Source organism: Streptomyces sp. NPDC059909, assembly GCF_042730885.1.
GTDB lineage: Bacteria > Actinomycetota > Actinomycetes > Streptomycetales > Streptomycetaceae > Streptomyces.
Genome location: NZ_JBHWKX010000041.1, coordinates 30,952 through 45,277, shown reverse-complemented (window position 1 = coordinate 45,277; position 14,326 = coordinate 30,952). Strand labels below are relative to the sequence as shown.

General features: G+C 67.9%; 14 protein-coding genes. 5 read left to right on the top strand and 9 right to left on the bottom strand.

The window, feature by feature from the left end:
* Positions 1-145: 145 nt before the first annotated feature.
* The 4 genes from ACFV9O_RS25690 to ACFV9O_RS25675 all read right to left on the bottom strand — a co-directional run bounded on the left by ACFV9O_RS25690 (position 146) and on the right by ACFV9O_RS25675 (position 3,106).
* Positions 146-1,006 carry a fumarylacetoacetate hydrolase family protein gene (locus tag ACFV9O_RS25690; RefSeq protein WP_385421570.1) on the bottom strand — a complete coding sequence of 287 codons (861 nt, stop codon included), beginning with the start codon at positions 1,004-1,006 and terminating at the stop codon, positions 146-148.
* A 127-nt stretch (positions 1,007-1,133) separates the two neighbouring features.
* Complete coding sequence (locus ACFV9O_RS25685) at positions 1,134-1,838, bottom strand: YidC/Oxa1 family membrane protein insertase (protein WP_385421610.1); 705 nt, start codon at positions 1,836-1,838, stop codon at positions 1,134-1,136.
* A 212-nt stretch (positions 1,839-2,050) separates the two neighbouring features.
* The gene (locus tag ACFV9O_RS25680) at positions 2,051-2,362 is read right to left on the bottom strand and encodes a DUF6412 domain-containing protein (RefSeq protein ID WP_385421569.1); all 312 of its coding nucleotides are present in this window, start codon (positions 2,360-2,362) and stop codon (positions 2,051-2,053) included.
* Positions 2,363-2,578: 216 nt separating this feature from the next.
* A complete protein-coding gene (locus tag ACFV9O_RS25675; protein ID WP_385421567.1) occupies positions 2,579-3,106 on the bottom strand; it encodes a winged helix-turn-helix transcriptional regulator in 528 nt (175 codons plus the stop codon).
* 200 nt (positions 3,107-3,306) lie between these two features.
* On the opposite strand from ACFV9O_RS25675, the gene ACFV9O_RS25670 reads away from it, so the two are divergent.
* On the top strand, positions 3,307-4,710 hold the full coding sequence (locus tag ACFV9O_RS25670; protein ID WP_385421608.1) for an MFS transporter: 1,404 nt from the start codon (positions 3,307-3,309) through the stop codon (positions 4,708-4,710).
* Positions 4,711-4,772: 62 nt separating this feature from the next.
* Here the strand turns inward: ACFV9O_RS25670 and ACFV9O_RS25665 are convergent, their stop codons facing one another.
* Positions 4,773-5,327, bottom strand: coding sequence for a hypothetical protein (locus tag ACFV9O_RS25665; RefSeq protein WP_385421566.1), 555 nt, complete (start codon positions 5,325-5,327; stop codon positions 4,773-4,775).
* 178 nt (positions 5,328-5,505) lie between these two features.
* Positions 5,506-6,300, bottom strand: coding sequence for a class E sortase (locus ACFV9O_RS25660; RefSeq protein WP_385421606.1), 795 nt, complete (start codon positions 6,298-6,300; stop codon positions 5,506-5,508).
* 87 nt (positions 6,301-6,387) lie between these two features.
* Here ACFV9O_RS25660 and ACFV9O_RS25655 point away from each other — a divergent pair, with 87 nt between their 5' ends.
* From ACFV9O_RS25655 to ACFV9O_RS25640, 4 genes are all read left to right on the top strand, one after another.
* Entirely contained in the window at positions 6,388-7,392 is a 1,005-nt protein-coding gene (locus ACFV9O_RS25655; RefSeq protein WP_385421564.1) for an SEC-C metal-binding domain-containing protein, read from the top strand.
* A 97-nt stretch (positions 7,393-7,489) separates the two neighbouring features.
* Complete coding sequence (locus ACFV9O_RS25650) at positions 7,490-7,912, top strand: very short patch repair endonuclease (RefSeq protein WP_385421562.1); 423 nt, start codon at positions 7,490-7,492, stop codon at positions 7,910-7,912.
* Positions 7,913-7,965: 53 nt separating this feature from the next.
* Positions 7,966-8,979, top strand: a complete 1,014-nt coding sequence (locus ACFV9O_RS25645) for a DNA cytosine methyltransferase (protein ID WP_385421560.1) — start codon at positions 7,966-7,968, stop codon at positions 8,977-8,979.
* Entirely contained in the window at positions 8,976-10,334 is a 1,359-nt protein-coding gene (locus ACFV9O_RS25640; RefSeq protein ID WP_385421558.1) for a DNA cytosine methyltransferase, read from the top strand. The genes ACFV9O_RS25645 and ACFV9O_RS25640 overlap by 4 nt, the downstream gene beginning before the upstream one ends.
* Here ACFV9O_RS25640 and ACFV9O_RS25635 read toward each other — a convergent pair.
* The 3 genes from ACFV9O_RS25635 to ACFV9O_RS25625 are packed head-to-tail and all read right to left on the bottom strand — an operon-like array spanning position 10,325 to position 14,324.
* Positions 10,325-11,260: a DUF6339 family protein gene (locus ACFV9O_RS25635; RefSeq protein WP_385421557.1), complete on the bottom strand. Its 936-nt coding sequence runs from the start codon at positions 11,258-11,260 to the stop codon at positions 10,325-10,327. The two genes, ACFV9O_RS25640 and ACFV9O_RS25635, sit on opposite strands and share 10 nt — an antisense overlap.
* The gene (locus ACFV9O_RS25630) at positions 11,257-12,243 is read right to left on the bottom strand and encodes a hypothetical protein (RefSeq protein WP_385421555.1); all 987 of its coding nucleotides are present in this window, start codon (positions 12,241-12,243) and stop codon (positions 11,257-11,259) included. The genes ACFV9O_RS25635 and ACFV9O_RS25630 overlap by 4 nt, the downstream gene beginning before the upstream one ends.
* A complete protein-coding gene (locus ACFV9O_RS25625) occupies positions 12,240-14,324 on the bottom strand; it encodes a helix-turn-helix domain-containing protein (protein ID WP_385421553.1) in 2,085 nt (694 codons plus the stop codon). The genes ACFV9O_RS25630 and ACFV9O_RS25625 overlap by 4 nt, the downstream gene beginning before the upstream one ends.
* Positions 14,325-14,326 lie beyond the last annotated feature (2 nt).

Below are 14,326 nucleotides of genomic sequence, written 5' to 3'. Positions count from 1 at the left end.
ATCGGGAACGGCGGCCATCCAAGCAAATCGTCTTGCTCTTGGCTTTCTTCTCCACCCCACGCCCCACCACCCCACCCCGCCCCCCCCCCCCGGGGCCGGGGCGGCGGGGCCGCGGCCGCCTGGCCGAGGCCCCCCCGGAGAGGCATTACGCGTCCTTGAGCTCCTGCCGCTGCCGCCCGAGCCCCTCGATCTCCAGCTCGACGACGTCCCCGGCCCGCAGGTAGGGCTTGGGCTCCGGCTGCCCCAAGGCCACGCCCGCCGGCGTACCGGTGTTGATGACGTCCCCCGGGTACAGGGTCATGAACTGGCTGACGTACCGCACCACTTCGGCCACCGGGAAGATCTGGTCGGCGGTGGACCCGTTCTGCTTCAGCTCGCCGTTGACCCAGAGCTTCAGCGACAGCGCCTGCGGGTCGGGCACCTCGTCCCGCGTCACCAGCCAGGGGCCCAGCGGGTTGAAGGTCTCGCAGTTCTTGCCCTTGTCCCACGTACCGCCGCGCTCTATCTGGAACTCGCGCTCCGACACGTCATGCGCCACCGCGTAGCCCGCGACGTGCGCCAGTGCCTCCTCGGCCGACTCCAGGTAGCGCGCGGTACGTCCGATGACCACCGCGAGCTCGACCTCCCAGTCCGTCTTCACGCTGTTGCGCGGTACGAGCACGGTGTCGTTCGGACCGACGACCGTGTCGGCGGCCTTGAAGAAGACGACCGGCTCGGCCGGGGTCGCGGCGCCGGTCTCGGCCGCGTGGTCGTGGTAGTTCAGCCCGATGCACACGACCTTGCCGATGCGCGCGAGCGGCGGGCCTATGCGCAGCCCGGTCGCGTCGAGCGCGGGCAGCTCGCCGGCCTCGGCCGCGGCCCGGATCCGGTCCAGTGCGGCATCGTCGGCGAGCAGGTCCCCATCGATGTCCGCCACCAGCCCGGACAGGTCGCGGAGTGTCGTCCCGTCCTGGTCGAGCAGCGCCGGACGTTCCGAGCCCGCCGTACCGACACGCAGCAGCTTCATGATCTCTCTCCCTGTGGTGGTCGAGGTGGCCCCGGCCGATGGGGTGCGGCCATCGGAGAATCAGAGGGTTGGTCGATCCTCCAAGACATCCGACCACCCCGCAAGACCCCGTTCACACACTGGACCGTTACCCCCCGGTAGCCGGGTACAGGAGCGCCCTCTCCACGGCACCCCACGTGGTGCTCGTGACCACGTACAGCGCGGCCGCCAACGGCACGACCGCCACGGTGACGAGGGTGACGAAGGAGAGCAGGGGCAGCGCCTTCGTCATCGCCCCCATGCCCGGCAGTCGCGGCTGGTCCTGCTGACCCGCGGCCACGAGCTGCCGCCTCGTCCGCACATACGTGAACGTGGCCACCGCGGCGACGATCACGAACAGCGCCACGTACACGAGCCCTGCCGCCCCGAACACCCCGCCGTCCCCGAGTGCATCCGCCCACCGGCCCCCGAGCGGCGCGGCGAACAGCTCACCGGTCACTCTGCCGCCAGAGAACAGGTGGTAGAGCAGAAAGAACGCCAGCAGCTGCATCAGGCCGGGCATGAGCCCGGACAGCGGCGACACGTTCTCCCTCGCGTGCAGCTCCAGGACCGCCTTCTGCAGCCGCTCCGGGTCCTTGCCGTGCTTCTTGCGCAACTCGCCGATCTGCGGCGCGAGCCGCGCCCGGGCCCTCTGCCCGCGTGCGGCCGCCCGCGAGAGCGGATGGACGGCGGCCCGCACCAGCACGGTGAGCAGGACCACCGCCGCGGCGGTCGCGGAACCGTGGAACACGGGCTGCACGAGGTCGGCGAGCCGGTCGACCGGAGCAGCGAAGAACGACGTGACGGATGCGATGGACAGAGAAGCGGACATGGAGGCCCTCCGGGGCTCGTCGTGCCGGAAACGAACAGACATGTCGGCATGACGGCATCGCGAAGGGGTGGGCGAGTGCGCCCCGTGAGCGGGGTGCGCCCATGGACGGATTCACCGAAGGAACGAGCGCGCCCACGAGCGGGTGAGCCCGGATGTGGGTGGTCAGCTCGGTCCGGGTGAGCTCGGGTGTGCCCCTACGCGGCCGTCGTGGAAGGACGGCCGGGAGCTCGGGGCCTGGTGCGGCCCGAGGCATCGGGGTCACGCTGCGGCAGGAAGGCCGTGCGCTGCTCACGGTCGCGTATCGCGGTCCGTATTCGCGTCGGCGGCACACGCGGCACCGACCGCGAGAGGACCAGCGCGCAGGCGACGAGCGCCGCACCGACAGCGGCGGTGGCTGCGAGGGCGACGGCGGTGGAGAAGCCGATCCCTTCCGCGAGGAACACCTCGACGAGGATGAAGAGCAGCAGCGCGAGCGGCCGCAGCATCCGCCACGAACTTCCGTTCATACCTGCCCCCTTCGCTCTCTCCGTCGGGCTGTGCGAACTTTCATTCGCTCCTTCATTCGTTATACACGAGCGACAACGCCCCCGGGTTCCCTGTGGACAACCCCGCACCGAACCTGAATCGGGCCCACATCGGGCCCACATCGGACCTGCATCGGACCTACCTCGGGCCTACCTCGGGCCTGCATCGAATCCCGCGCCGAATGCCGTGCCGGACGCTCAGACACGCTCCGCTTCCAGGGGCTCCAGCAGCCGTCGCGGCCGCAGCAGCGCGCGGCCGAGCGGATCCCCGGGGTCCGGGTCGAGGCCAGGCCCCGGGTGCATCTCGATGTCCGCGGGCGGCACGCCGACGCCGCAGGCCGGGCACTCGCCGTACGTGCCCAGCTCCGTGCCGCACGCGGCATGCCGGAAGATCCGCATCGGCGGGGCGCCGGAAAGGCCGCGCCCCCACAGCCCGAGCGAGCGCAGGACGGGCCAGAGTTCCAGGCCGCGCTCGGTCAGCACGTACTCGTCGCGCGGCGGGGACTCCTGGTACCGGCGCTTCTCCAGCACCCCGGCCCGGGTGAGCGCCGTCAAGCGCCCGGCCAGCACGGCACGCGGGGCGCCGAGGTGCACCAGAAAGTCGTTGTATCGGCGCACACCGTAAAAAGCGTCGCGCACGATGAGCAGTGTCCATCGTTCACCGATGACCTCCAGCGCACGGGCGATGGAGCACTGCTGTGCCGCGTAGTCCTTACCCAGAGCCATGGCACGAGTGTACCCATCGAAGGTTCAATGAACGAACTCAACGTGTTAGGGTCGGAGAGAGCAGCTAGGTTCATTCATCGAACCAATCTAACCGTGACGATCCGAATCGACTTGGGAACCCCATGGCACACGCCCCGGACAGCCGCCCCGCCCCGGCCTCCGGCCCCACTGCCGGAGCCACCACCAGCGCCGGCACCGAAATGGCCACCGACCACCTCTCCCCCCGAGGCACCCGCCCCGATCCGGCCCCAGGCAGGCACCCCCGCTCCCGTCCCGGCGCGACACTCGCAGTAACCAGTGCCGCGACCGCCGTCGCGCTGATGAACTACACCGCGCCGGCCCTGACGCTCCCCAGCACGGCGGCGGCGTTCGGAACCCCGCCCTCCGCCCAGGCCTGGCTGCTCAACGGCACCCCGCTCGGCCTCGCCGCCCTCCTCCTCGTCGCAGGCAGCCTCGCCGACGACTACGGCCGACGCCGTGTGTTCCTCGCGGGCACGCTCGCGCTCGGCGTGACGACCGGCGTCGCGGCGTTCGCCGACTCGACCCTGACCTTCACCCTGGCCCGTATCGCCCAGGGCGCGGCGAGCGCGGCGATCCTCGCGAGCAGCCTCGGCCTCCTCGTCCACGCCTTCCCTGCCGGCACCGCGCGGATCAGGGCGACCGGCGTCTGGGGCGCGTTCGTCAGCGCCGGAATCGCCATCGGCCCGCTGCTCGCGGGTGCGCTCGGCACGATCGACTGGCGGCTCGTGTACGAGGTACTCGCACTCGCCGCCCTCGCGGCCGGCGCGGTCGCGTTCCGTACGCTCACGGAGTCCCGCGCGCCGCGCGGCGGCCGCCCCGATCTGCCGGGCGCGCTGGTCCTCGGCCTGGCGCTGACCGCTCTGCTCACGGCCCTCACTCTGGGCCGAGACGGCTGGCTGCGCGCGCCCGTCGGCGTGCTCGCGGCCGCGTCCGTTGCCCTGCTCGCCGTATTCGTCCTGGTCGAGCGCCGGAGCCCCACCCCGATGATCGACCTCGGGCTGTTCCGCCGGCCGCTCTTCCTCTCGACCTCGTCGGGCGCGCTCTTCACCGGCCTCGCCGTACTCGGCCTGTTCACCTACCTGCCGACGATGCTGCAGCAGGCGACGAGCATCTCCCCGCTCGGCACGGCGTGGTTGTTCCTGTTCTGGTCCGGTACGTCGTTCGTGGTCGCCCTTCAGTCGAAGCGACTGGCGGATCGCGTCAGCGCCCGCCACCAACTGGTCCTGGGTTTCGTCCTGTCGGCGGCAGGGGTGCTCGCGATGCTCGGCGCGGTGTCCGCAACGGCCGGCTGGGTGCGTCTGCTTCCGGGCCTCGCCGTGGCGGGCGCGGGCAGCGGGCTGCTCAACGCCGCCCTCCCCCGCCTCTCCGTCGAGTCCGTGCCGCCGGAGCGCGCGGCGATGGGCTCGGGCGCCAACAACACGGCCCGCTACATCGGTTCGTCCGCGGGCGTGGCCCTCACGATCGCGGTGGCGACGGCGGGCGCGAACGCGGCGCTGACCGTCTCTGCGGGGTTGTCACTGCTGGGCGCGGTGGCGGTGCTGGCGTTCCGCCCACGGCGCGCGGTTCGGGCTGCCACCCGCTAGGCCGTGGCCGACGCATGGCGCCGTCGTCGGGCGGGATGTGCCGGACACGGCCTGATGGGGGCCTAATGGCCGTCGACGAGCTCCACGCCCGGCGCGAAGTGGGCGAGGGCGGCAGCAAGCCGCCCATTGTCGAGCCGCCAGCCGTTGACGGCCCGGGACGCCACGAGCAGATCGATCGGCACGGGCGCGAGCGCCTCGCCCACGGCGTGAGCGAACCGCCCCTGCCCGGGCCCCGGCAGCGGGGGCGCGCCCTCGGGGCGAGCCACTCCGACCCAGGGGATCGTCGTATGGGGCACGCGCTGCTGCCAGAGCACCACGGCCGTGATGTCCTCCCAGGGCACATGGACCGTGGTGGCCCGGTAGCGCAGAGGGCTTCCGCCGAGGAGTACGCCGGACTCGTCGACACGGAACGCCACCTTCCGGGTCAGTGCCCCGGCGGCCATGAACAACCCTCCGTCGCCGAACAGGACGAAGATCGCGATCTGCAAGCCCAAGGAGAAGTCGGCCCCCGGTATCAACGCCCCCGCACAGAACAGGACGGAGACCGCGAGGACCGCGACGGTCCGACGGTCGAACCCGTAGCGCGCCTCGTAGACGGCCGCTCTTCTGTCGCTCATGCACGGATCATGACAACCACCCAACCCCTACGGGTAGGCGTGTAGCCAAGATGTGGGAACGGGCACACCGGACCGACGACGGGACGATCCACCGGTGCCCGCTGACGCTGACCGCTGACCGCTGACCCCTGACCGCCGACGGCTGACGGCTGACGGCTGACGGCTGACGGCTGACGGCCTAACGCGGCCGCATCGAGGCGAGCTTCCCCCACACCACGAGCCGGTGCTTGGACGTGTACTCGGGCGTGCAGGTCGTCAGCGTCACGTAATAACCGGGCTCGCCGTACCCGTACCCCGGCTTCACCCCACTCTTCGGAACGGCCGCGATCACCCCGCTGTCGCGTGCGGACGTCTGCGGCAGCCTCTTGTCCACCAGATAGGTGAAAACGGCGTCCCGCGTCTGAATCTCGATCTTGTCCCCGCTCCGCAGCCGGTTGATGTACCGGAACGGCTCGCCATGCGTATTGCGATGCCCGGCGACCGCGAAGTTGCCGGCCTGCCCGGGCTGGGCGGTCCGCGGATAGTGACCGACGTAACCCTTGTCCAGTACGCCCCGTTTCGCGACCCCCTGCGCGACGGGCGCGACGACCCCGATCCGCGGGATGCGGAGGACGGCGTACGCCTGGTCCCAGCGGGGTGCGGACCGCCGCGCGGCCCCGGCACCGCGCCCCGTGCCGCCCCCGCCCTGCTCGTCGGCCTCCGCCTCACCCTCGGAAGCGCCGGCGGCGCCGGAGTCCTCGGCAGCCCCGGGAGCGGCCTGCTCCCCCTCCCATTCCCGCTCCAGAGCCTGCACCTGGCGTTCGGCGCCTTCCGTGGCCTGGCGGTTGGTCCACCACAGCTGGTGTACGACGAGGAGCAGGGCGACCACACCGAGGGTCACGGCGACCTCGGCAGCGGCCCACAGCCCGCGGGCGAGCGCCACCCGCCCTCGGGTCCGCCCTCGCTGGACGACCACAGGTATCCGCTCAAGCATCCGCTCCCGCACGGCCCGCACGATAAGGGCAGCCCCTCCAAGTAACCAGGCCCCTGCGCGGGCCCGTACAGCAGTACGGTGTGCTGCATGCGCCCCGACACGCCTGCCGACCACACCGCCGAAGCCGAGCGCCTGCTGCGCACCGCGGAGCAGTACCCGGAGGACCGTGAACCGCTGCTGCTCCAGGCCGCGGCCCATCTGGAGCTGGCAGGCGACCGTGCCAGCGCGACCGGCCTCTACGACCGCCTCCTCTCCGCCGGCCCGGAGAACCCCCATCTGATCAAGGCGTTGCAGGCGGCGAACCTGTGGGAGTACGGCCACGAGGCCGAGGCCCGCGCGATCATCGACGGCATCCGCGCGGCCGCGCCGGACGACGCGGCCTCGTGGGAGATCGTCGCCGAGACCCTGGAGGCCCACGACGAGCTCGACGCGGCCCACGACACCTTCACGACGGCCGTGGCCCGCCTCGTCGACCCGGACGACGAGATCTCGTACGCCTCCCAGTCCCTCCTCGCCGGCCGCCACCGCGTCCGCCGCCTCCTGGCGCTCCCCCATGACACCTGGGACTCCCTCGCGGACCGCCTCCACACCGCGGCCGTCCCCCTGGACGAGCTCCACGACCCCAAGCGCCTCTGGTCCCTGGGCTCCTCCGACCCCATCGAACTCCGCGCCGAGATCGACCGCCTCCGCTCCGAGCTGGGCACCTACCGCGCGGCCCTCTCCCGCCCCTTCCCGGTCGCGATACTCCACTGGCCGGCCCCCGAACTGACCGAACTCCTCGCCGCGTACCCCTCACTGGCGGCGGAGTACTCCACCCACGAGGCCCACCTCACGTCGATCGAGTCCGCCCTCCGCGACCTCTCCGCCACCGGCACGGGCAACCTCGGCATCGTCACCGGCACGGTCCCGTCCTACGAAGCCTTCGCCGCCTCCGAGGCCGCCTCCCCGGCCGATCCGAACCTGCTGCCGCAGTACGCGACGACCCTGGCGGCGAGGGGGCGGGCGGTGGCGTGGCCTCCGGCGAAGGGGGCGCCTTGCTGGTGCGGGTCGGGGCAGGCTTACCGGGAGTGTCACGGCTCGTCAGCGTCTTGAGCCTGCGCCACGACCGCCCTCCCGCCGGCCCCCGCCCGACAAGATTCCGTACCATCGAATTGAGTCGGAGCGAGATATGGAGTGGGAGAGGAGTGCCATGGTCACGGCAAAACCGTCCTCCCTCGCCGTCTCCGTCCGAATGAGTCGACAGACCAATCGGAACACCACTCCAGAGATGGCCGTACGGAAGCTCCTGTATGCGGCAGGCCTCCGCTACCGCCTGCACGTCCGAGTACCTGACATGCCACGACGCTCAATCGACATCGCCTTTCCGGGGCCCAAGGTCGCGGTTTTCCTGGACGGTTGCTTCTGGCACGGCTGTCCTCTGCACGCCACCCATCCCAAGGCGAACGCAGTGTGGTGGCGGGAAAAACTGGACCGCAACATGGCACGAGATCGCGAGACGAACGAGCAATTGGCAAAAGCCGGTTGGACCGTACTCCGTTTCTGGGAGCATGAGACGCCCGAGGCCGTGGCGCAAGTGATCATCGAAGCACGACGAGGTACGGCCCACTCCTGAGTGTGCGTGTGGCACCAGCACCACCCCATCCCTTTCAACGTCGACGGGACACGATGACGCGCACTGGATCGGCCCGACTGAGCACCCTGGAGCTCTGCGCGGGCGCCGGAGGGCTCACACTCGGACTGGACCACGCTGGGTTCGACCCGATTGCCTTGCTGGACTCGAAGCCGGACGCCTGTGCCACGCTGCGCGCCAATCGTCCGGACTGGTCTGTCCTCGAGCAGGACCTTGTGCAGTTCCTGCCGTCCGACCGCCCGGACCTCTTCCCTGAGGCCACCTCCCTCGATGTCCTTGTGGCCGGCCTCCCCCGTCTCCCCTCCGCGGCCTCGATCATGCGCAAGAACGCCGACGAAGAGCACTATCTGTTGAAGGCCACCATCTGGCTCGCCCAGGCGACAGCCCCACGAGCAGTTCTCATCGAGAACATTCCGGGGCTTGCGCAGGCCGACGAATACGCACCGGCACGGCATTGGGTGGAGGAGAACCTGGGCGAAGTCGGCTATCGCGTCTCGTGGGGTGTGCTGAACGCGTCCGACTTCGGGGTGCCCCAACATCGACCACACGGCTTCCTGGTCGCTCTGCCCGATCTGGAGTTCAGCCGGTTCGAATGGCCGGAGCCGTCCGACAGATCAGCACCGGACGTCGGTACGACGTTGTATGCGTCGATGGCATCCAAGGGGTGGCCGGGCGCAGCCGCTTGGGCTAGGCGCGCCTCCGAGCCGGCGCCAACAATCGTGGGGGGGTCGGACAAGCGCGGTGGCCCCGACCTCGGGCCCACCGGTTCGAAGCGCGCCTGGGAGCGTCTCGGCGTCAACGGAGGAGGGATCGCGGACGACGTGCCGAGCGCCACGGATCCGGTCGACCTGCTGCCCAAACTCACAGTGCAGCAGGTGGCTCGCCTCCAGGGATTTCCACCGGACTGGACGCTGTACGGTCGCAAGACGTCCTCGTACCGCCAGATCGGCAACGCCTGCCCGCCACCGGTGGCTTCGGCCATCGGCACTGCGATTGCTGCAGCCCTGAGGTCACCCGAGCCCTCCGCGCCGGCTACACTCGCGCCATGAACTCCGAGAACGAACCTCCCTACAGAATCATCGACCTTTTCGCAGGGTGCGGGGGATTCACGCAGGGATTCTATGAGTTCTCGAAGGCGAACACCGAGAACGGAATTCACGCCTTCGCCCCGGTAGCTGGTGTGGAGATCGACCCAGCTGCCGCATTGACCTACTTCACTAATTTTGAGAAGTGGGCGGATGAGACCACCGGACCAGAACATCACTTCTTTCTAGGTGATATCGCGGACTGGGTGGGGATTGTGGAGTCGACGGGCCTCAAGGCCGACGTCATCCTCGGCGGCCCTCCATGCCAGGGCTTCTCCGGGCTGGGGAAGGGCGATCCCGATGACCCTCGCAATCAACTCTGGGAGGAGTATTTCAAAATAGTCCGGCTTGTGGAGCCGCGCATCTTCATCATTGAGAATGTGGACAGATTTAACTCGTCCACACAGATCGACAAGCTGAAGAATAACTTCCAGGACATCGGATACACCCTCGAGGAGCCGCAGGTTCTCAATGCAGCCAATTACGGTGCTGCGCAGCTCCGTAAGCGCACCATCGTCATCGGGGTACGCGGAAGGAAGCACATCGACTACCCGGCGCCGTCGCACAGCGCCGACGGAGAGCAACGGTCCGACGACGGAATCTTCGATGCTGCCGACATCGACAACAGGAAACTCAGAAAGTGGGTAACTCTCGGGGAGTGCCTTAGGAAAAAAGAGGACCCGATTCCTGACAACGTTTTGTCGGTCGACCTTCCAGCTCTCAACGACGAGAACACTCCCACAGTTTCTGTTTCCCGCCAGGTGACCGAAACCGGAGTTCTCGACAAGGAGTTTCAAGCTAGGCTCCATGAAAGAATTCCCGGCCCTTTCAGGAGCGATGCACTGCACATCGGGCGCAAACCGACCGATCTCTCGCTCGCTCGCTACCGCGCAATTGCTCCGGGAGAGAATCGGCGCGCCCTTCGCAATGCCTCGCCCGCTTGGGTGCGCGACGAGCCCCCCGCCTTCCCCAAAGGAAAGTGGGTCCCGCTCTCCACGGAGAGCTGGGATCGTCACAACAACGGCTCCGGCGATGTGATGGGCCGCCTAGAGTGGCACAAGCCCTCGGTGACCATTCGCACCGAGTTCTTCAAACCGGAAAAGGGACGATACCTCCACCCGGTCGCGGATCGCCCGCTTACCCACTACGAGGCATCGCGCATCCAGGGTTTCCCCAAGAATTTCCGTTGGTGCGGCAGTAAGACCCAGATCGCGCGCCAGATCGGCAACGCAGTGCCCGTGCAGCTGGCACGGGCACTGGCCGAGCGCGTCTTCGAGGCTCTCCGAGGCGGGGCAGGTCTGGAGCAACCTCAGGCGTAGGGATTCTCCCCTTCCGGCCCCTGCCTTTTCCCCCGCACAGGGGCGGCACGAAACAGATCCTCGAAGATCGGCAGCAGCCGAGCGATCGAGGAGAAATCAACCTCGCCGTCGTCCGGCCCCTCCGGCAAGGAATCGTGCGGAACCGGCGGGGCGAAGGCGAGATCCTCGATCCACAGGCGGCGGGCCTTAGCGTCCATGGGCTCATCGGGAGCGACCACTTCGTACTGGATAGTGCTGCCTGCGGCATTGACCGCCTTGATGAGCGCGTTCGCCGCCCGGGTGCTATCCACAGTCCCGTCGCGGAGCATGCGGATCACCGCCTGCGCGGTGGGTCGGTGCAGGAACACATCTTGCCGGAGTGCGGAGTTGAACATCTCCTGGTTGGAACAGGCCGCGACTGCCGTGGCATAGCTGCGACCGTTACGGTATACCTCGGCCGCCCACCAGAGCCGAGCCATCGCCTGGACGTGGAATGGCCCGATGAAGCGACGCAGGTTCACCTTGGGCTCGGTCTTGGATACGGCGGCATCGTCCCCGTCGGTGGCTCCGCCGAGCCATCGCCACAGCACGTAGTCAGGGGCAACACGTAGCGCCAGAAAGTTCCAGAGCTCGGGGTTGCCCGCCTCTCGTCTGGTGAGCCGAAGTGCTGCATGCAGTCGTGGAGCCAACCAGGCGTCGCTGTTACCGGGATACTCCTCGACGAATCGGCGCATGGCCGCGTCGAAAAGCTCTCGTACGGGACGCACAAGCCACCGGTCACTGCCGTCCAGAGCGGCGCGGGACGTCTGATCCAGCTTCTGAAGGGGCAGGGCCGTCCGTCCTCTCAGCACCTCGTCGTCGAGCTCACGTCGGGCGATGGCATCCGGAAGGAGTGCAAGCCGTTCGGGGGCCGCCGACGCACCCTCGTAGACGGTTTCCCAGCTCAATGCTTTCCGCTCCCCTTCATGGTCTCTCGCATCGCCTCGCCCAGCGATCGGGCCGATCGGGACTGTCTTCCCGCCGCATGAAGCACTCGTGCGTGCAGCTCGCTGCCACCACCTTCGAGACGGCGTGACACCAGCTCACGCAAAGCGTCCTGCGGCGAGCGGTCGGGGCAGACATCGGGCAGCATCCGCTTGAGCACGTTGTCACGCCAACCACCCGGCCACTGCGGCTCGCTCCCTTCGGAACGCACCTCGTCGGCCGCGCTGTTGAACAGGGTCACCCATACTTCGGTTCCCAGCTTGGCTGCGAGCGCCTTCTGCAAGGCTCTTTCCACCGGAGACATGTCGCGGGAACCTGCGCTGATGAGCCGCGCGACTCCTTCGATGCCTTTATTGATGTAAACGGTAGGCACTTCGCCGCTAGCGTCTACGGTCCACTCGTCCTGCCGGAAGTCGTGCAGGTGTGGGGGAGCCTCACGCGAGGCGAAGTCCACCTCGACCAGGCGAATATCCTGCTCGCTGTGGGCGGTTCGGGCATCGACGTCGACGGTCCACCCTTCGTCGACAGTGCCGATCAGCCTGCCCGGTATGTCATCGGCCGTTGCCGTAACCAGGCCCGTGAGCTGCATGCGCCCCAAGTGGTCATCACGGTCGATGCGCACAGTACCGACCCACACACCGGGCGCCTCGCTGCGCAGGCGTGTCACCGAACGGACGTTGGAGGCCCTGTTGGCAATGGCCACCGAGGCCTGTATGTCGCACCACCCCCGATCGGGTGCGTCCCCGACCTCGGGCACGCGCATACGTACGTCGACGCGCGCGGTGTGCCAGTCTGCATATCCGAGGCCGTGCACGGCGACAAGACGCTTCTGACGGTTGACGAGTTCGAGGGGCAGCGCATCCTCGTCGACACGTCCCCCCAAAACCTCCAGCGTGACAGCACCGTCGGAGCGGCGCAGCTGCTGATACGGAACGAGCTGCTTCACATCGACTCCTTCGCCCGCTGCACATCTACCTCGAGACGGGCCATGCGCGCCGGCACCGGGTGGTCCTGCACATCGCTCGCACCGAGGAAGGCAGCAGTGCGAACTCCTGCCCTGAACAGAAGGGAGCCGTCTGGCGTGACTTCGCAGTTACGCTCCGCGATCAGCTTGGCCCACTTCACGACTGGCTTCGGGCCTGAGCGAGTGGCGAAGCGGAGGACCGGGATCAGCGTCCACGGGTCCTCCTGTGACGGCAGGTTTACCTCGACCCTCACCTGCCAGGCACCTGCCTCGTCGATATGTCCTTCAACATCGTCGACCTGGGGGTAGCTACGGGCGTTGCGCGGCGGGCCCTTGGGGGGATCCATTCGCAGAGATTCTCGCAGGATGGAAGGAATCTCCTCCCCCTCTTCGGCCGGGTGATCCTTCTGGGTGGAGACAAGCGCCAGGACACCCTCGCGCATCGCGGAACGGAAGTCATTGATGCTGCGTACCGCGCCCCGTGCATAGGTGACCACTAGGTCCTCTGTGCGCTTCCAGGTGTCATGCTCCGGCGGTTCAGCCGTCCGGAGGAAGTGCTCTGCGGCGCTTGCACCGACTACGGAATCGCCCGCCGCCGTACCTGCCAGGAGCAGAGCTTGATAGGGATTCCCTCCCAGCGGAGGATTGATCGTCTGCGCCATCACCACCATGCGGTTTCCCCGCATGCACACAAGCTGATTCGGACGCGGATCATCGAGTTCGGCCGTGGTTAGGAGCAACACCGCCTCGTGCTGAACCGACCTGCCTTCCGTAGCCGACTCCGGATTGCGGAGCGCCGGCACGCTGAGGGAAATGCGCCGTTCGACGACCTGTTCGTGGGTGGTCAAACGGTCCACAGTGCTGCCCTCGAGAAAGGCGCGCAACGCGCGGGATCGGGCCGGCTCGTAATCGTCCGGGACAACGCGTCGTTCCGTCACGACCTCCACACCGTTACGCATGGCCACGACCGAGGCTTCGAGCAGCGGGATCCCTCCCGGGGCTGCAATCATCGAGGCCCAGAAGTTGCGCCCGAGCCCATGCATCAACTTTTCGTAGAGCACTTCGAGATCGGCGTCTTCGTCATCCCCCTGGTGAGCACCGACAACCAGAAAGGACGTGCCCGGTTCGTCGCTGTCACGCTTGAGATGCAGCGCCTCGACAGTGGCCTCGTCGGCCCACCATGAGCGGGTTGCGCCTTCCCTGGCGTTGTCCGGCTCGCCGAACCATGCAGGACCCGCGAAGGCATCCTCCCCAAGGGTGTGCCATGGCAGATCGATGCGGCCGATCAGGCGTCGTTCGCAGTGACCGTCGTGGGGCTCGCCGAGCGTGCTGTTGATGAGCACCATTCCGAGCGAGCTTGCGGACCAAAGCGTTGCTTTGCCAAGACCGAACGAACCACCAGCGCTCAGATTGGACTTGACGCTGTCCAACTGCCGGCGCACGACTGCGGAGAATCTTCCGTCGTCGTAGTCATCGCCTGTAAGCCCATGCGCGTTGTAGTCGTCGATGCGGAGCAGGACCAGACTCTCTCGCTCCTCCATTTCCCGCAGTCCGCGTGCCAGGGCCCTCGATACCTTGCGACCTGCGTTAGCAGCTGCCTCATAATGGGCCCTCAGGTCATCCCATCGCAGAACGCGACGGAATTGGTCAAGCCGTTCGCTAGAAATCTCGTGGAGAACGTGACGAACACGAACAGGGCGTGCAATGTCGAGGACTTCGTCGAGGCTGTTCTGTGTAGCTTCGCGGGCAAGCACGGAGAGATCTGCATCGAATGCGAAGGCAGCGGCATTACCGTATTCACGTCCGCCGTCGGCATGCGCGGGACGGTGATACCAGGTGAGACGCTCCTGACCAACCGTCTCGTCCATCGACATGGAGGCGCCTGGTGCCACACCCAGCACTTGCTCTATCGCCTTCAGCGTCTCGGGGCGGGGCATGACTCGACCGCTAACCCATGTGGACACGGCGGCTCGAGTAACTCCCACCCTCAAGGCGAGTTCCGTCTGGGTCAGCCTCTGCCGCTCCAACTGGCGCCCCAACCAAGCTCCGTAGTTGTCGACCACGA

Excerpts from the sequence above, each read along its gene's own strand:
- ACFV9O_RS25690 (WP_385421570.1), bottom strand. The coding sequence starts at position 1,006 with ATGAAGCTGCTGCGTGTCGGTACGGCGGGCTCGGAACGTCCGGCGCTG.
- ACFV9O_RS25655 (WP_385421564.1), top strand. The coding sequence starts at position 6,388 with ATGCGCCCCGACACGCCTGCCGACCACACCGCCGAAGCCGAGCGCCTG.
- ACFV9O_RS25675 (WP_385421567.1), bottom strand. The coding sequence starts at position 3,106 with ATGGCTCTGGGTAAGGACTACGCGGCACAGCAGTGCTCCATCGCCCGT.
- ACFV9O_RS25665 (WP_385421566.1), bottom strand. The coding sequence starts at position 5,327 with ATGAGCGACAGAAGAGCGGCCGTCTACGAGGCGCGCTACGGGTTCGAC.
- ACFV9O_RS25640 (WP_385421558.1), top strand. The coding sequence starts at position 8,976 with ATGAACTCCGAGAACGAACCTCCCTACAGAATCATCGACCTTTTCGCA.
- ACFV9O_RS25650 (WP_385421562.1), top strand. The coding sequence starts at position 7,490 with ATGGTCACGGCAAAACCGTCCTCCCTCGCCGTCTCCGTCCGAATGAGT.
- ACFV9O_RS25645 (WP_385421560.1), top strand. The coding sequence starts at position 7,966 with ATGACGCGCACTGGATCGGCCCGACTGAGCACCCTGGAGCTCTGCGCG.
- ACFV9O_RS25660 (WP_385421606.1), bottom strand. The coding sequence starts at position 6,300 with ATGCTTGAGCGGATACCTGTGGTCGTCCAGCGAGGGCGGACCCGAGGG.
- ACFV9O_RS25670 (WP_385421608.1), top strand. The coding sequence starts at position 3,307 with ATGGCCACCGACCACCTCTCCCCCCGAGGCACCCGCCCCGATCCGGCC.
- ACFV9O_RS25680 (WP_385421569.1), bottom strand. The coding sequence starts at position 2,362 with ATGAACGGAAGTTCGTGGCGGATGCTGCGGCCGCTCGCGCTGCTGCTC.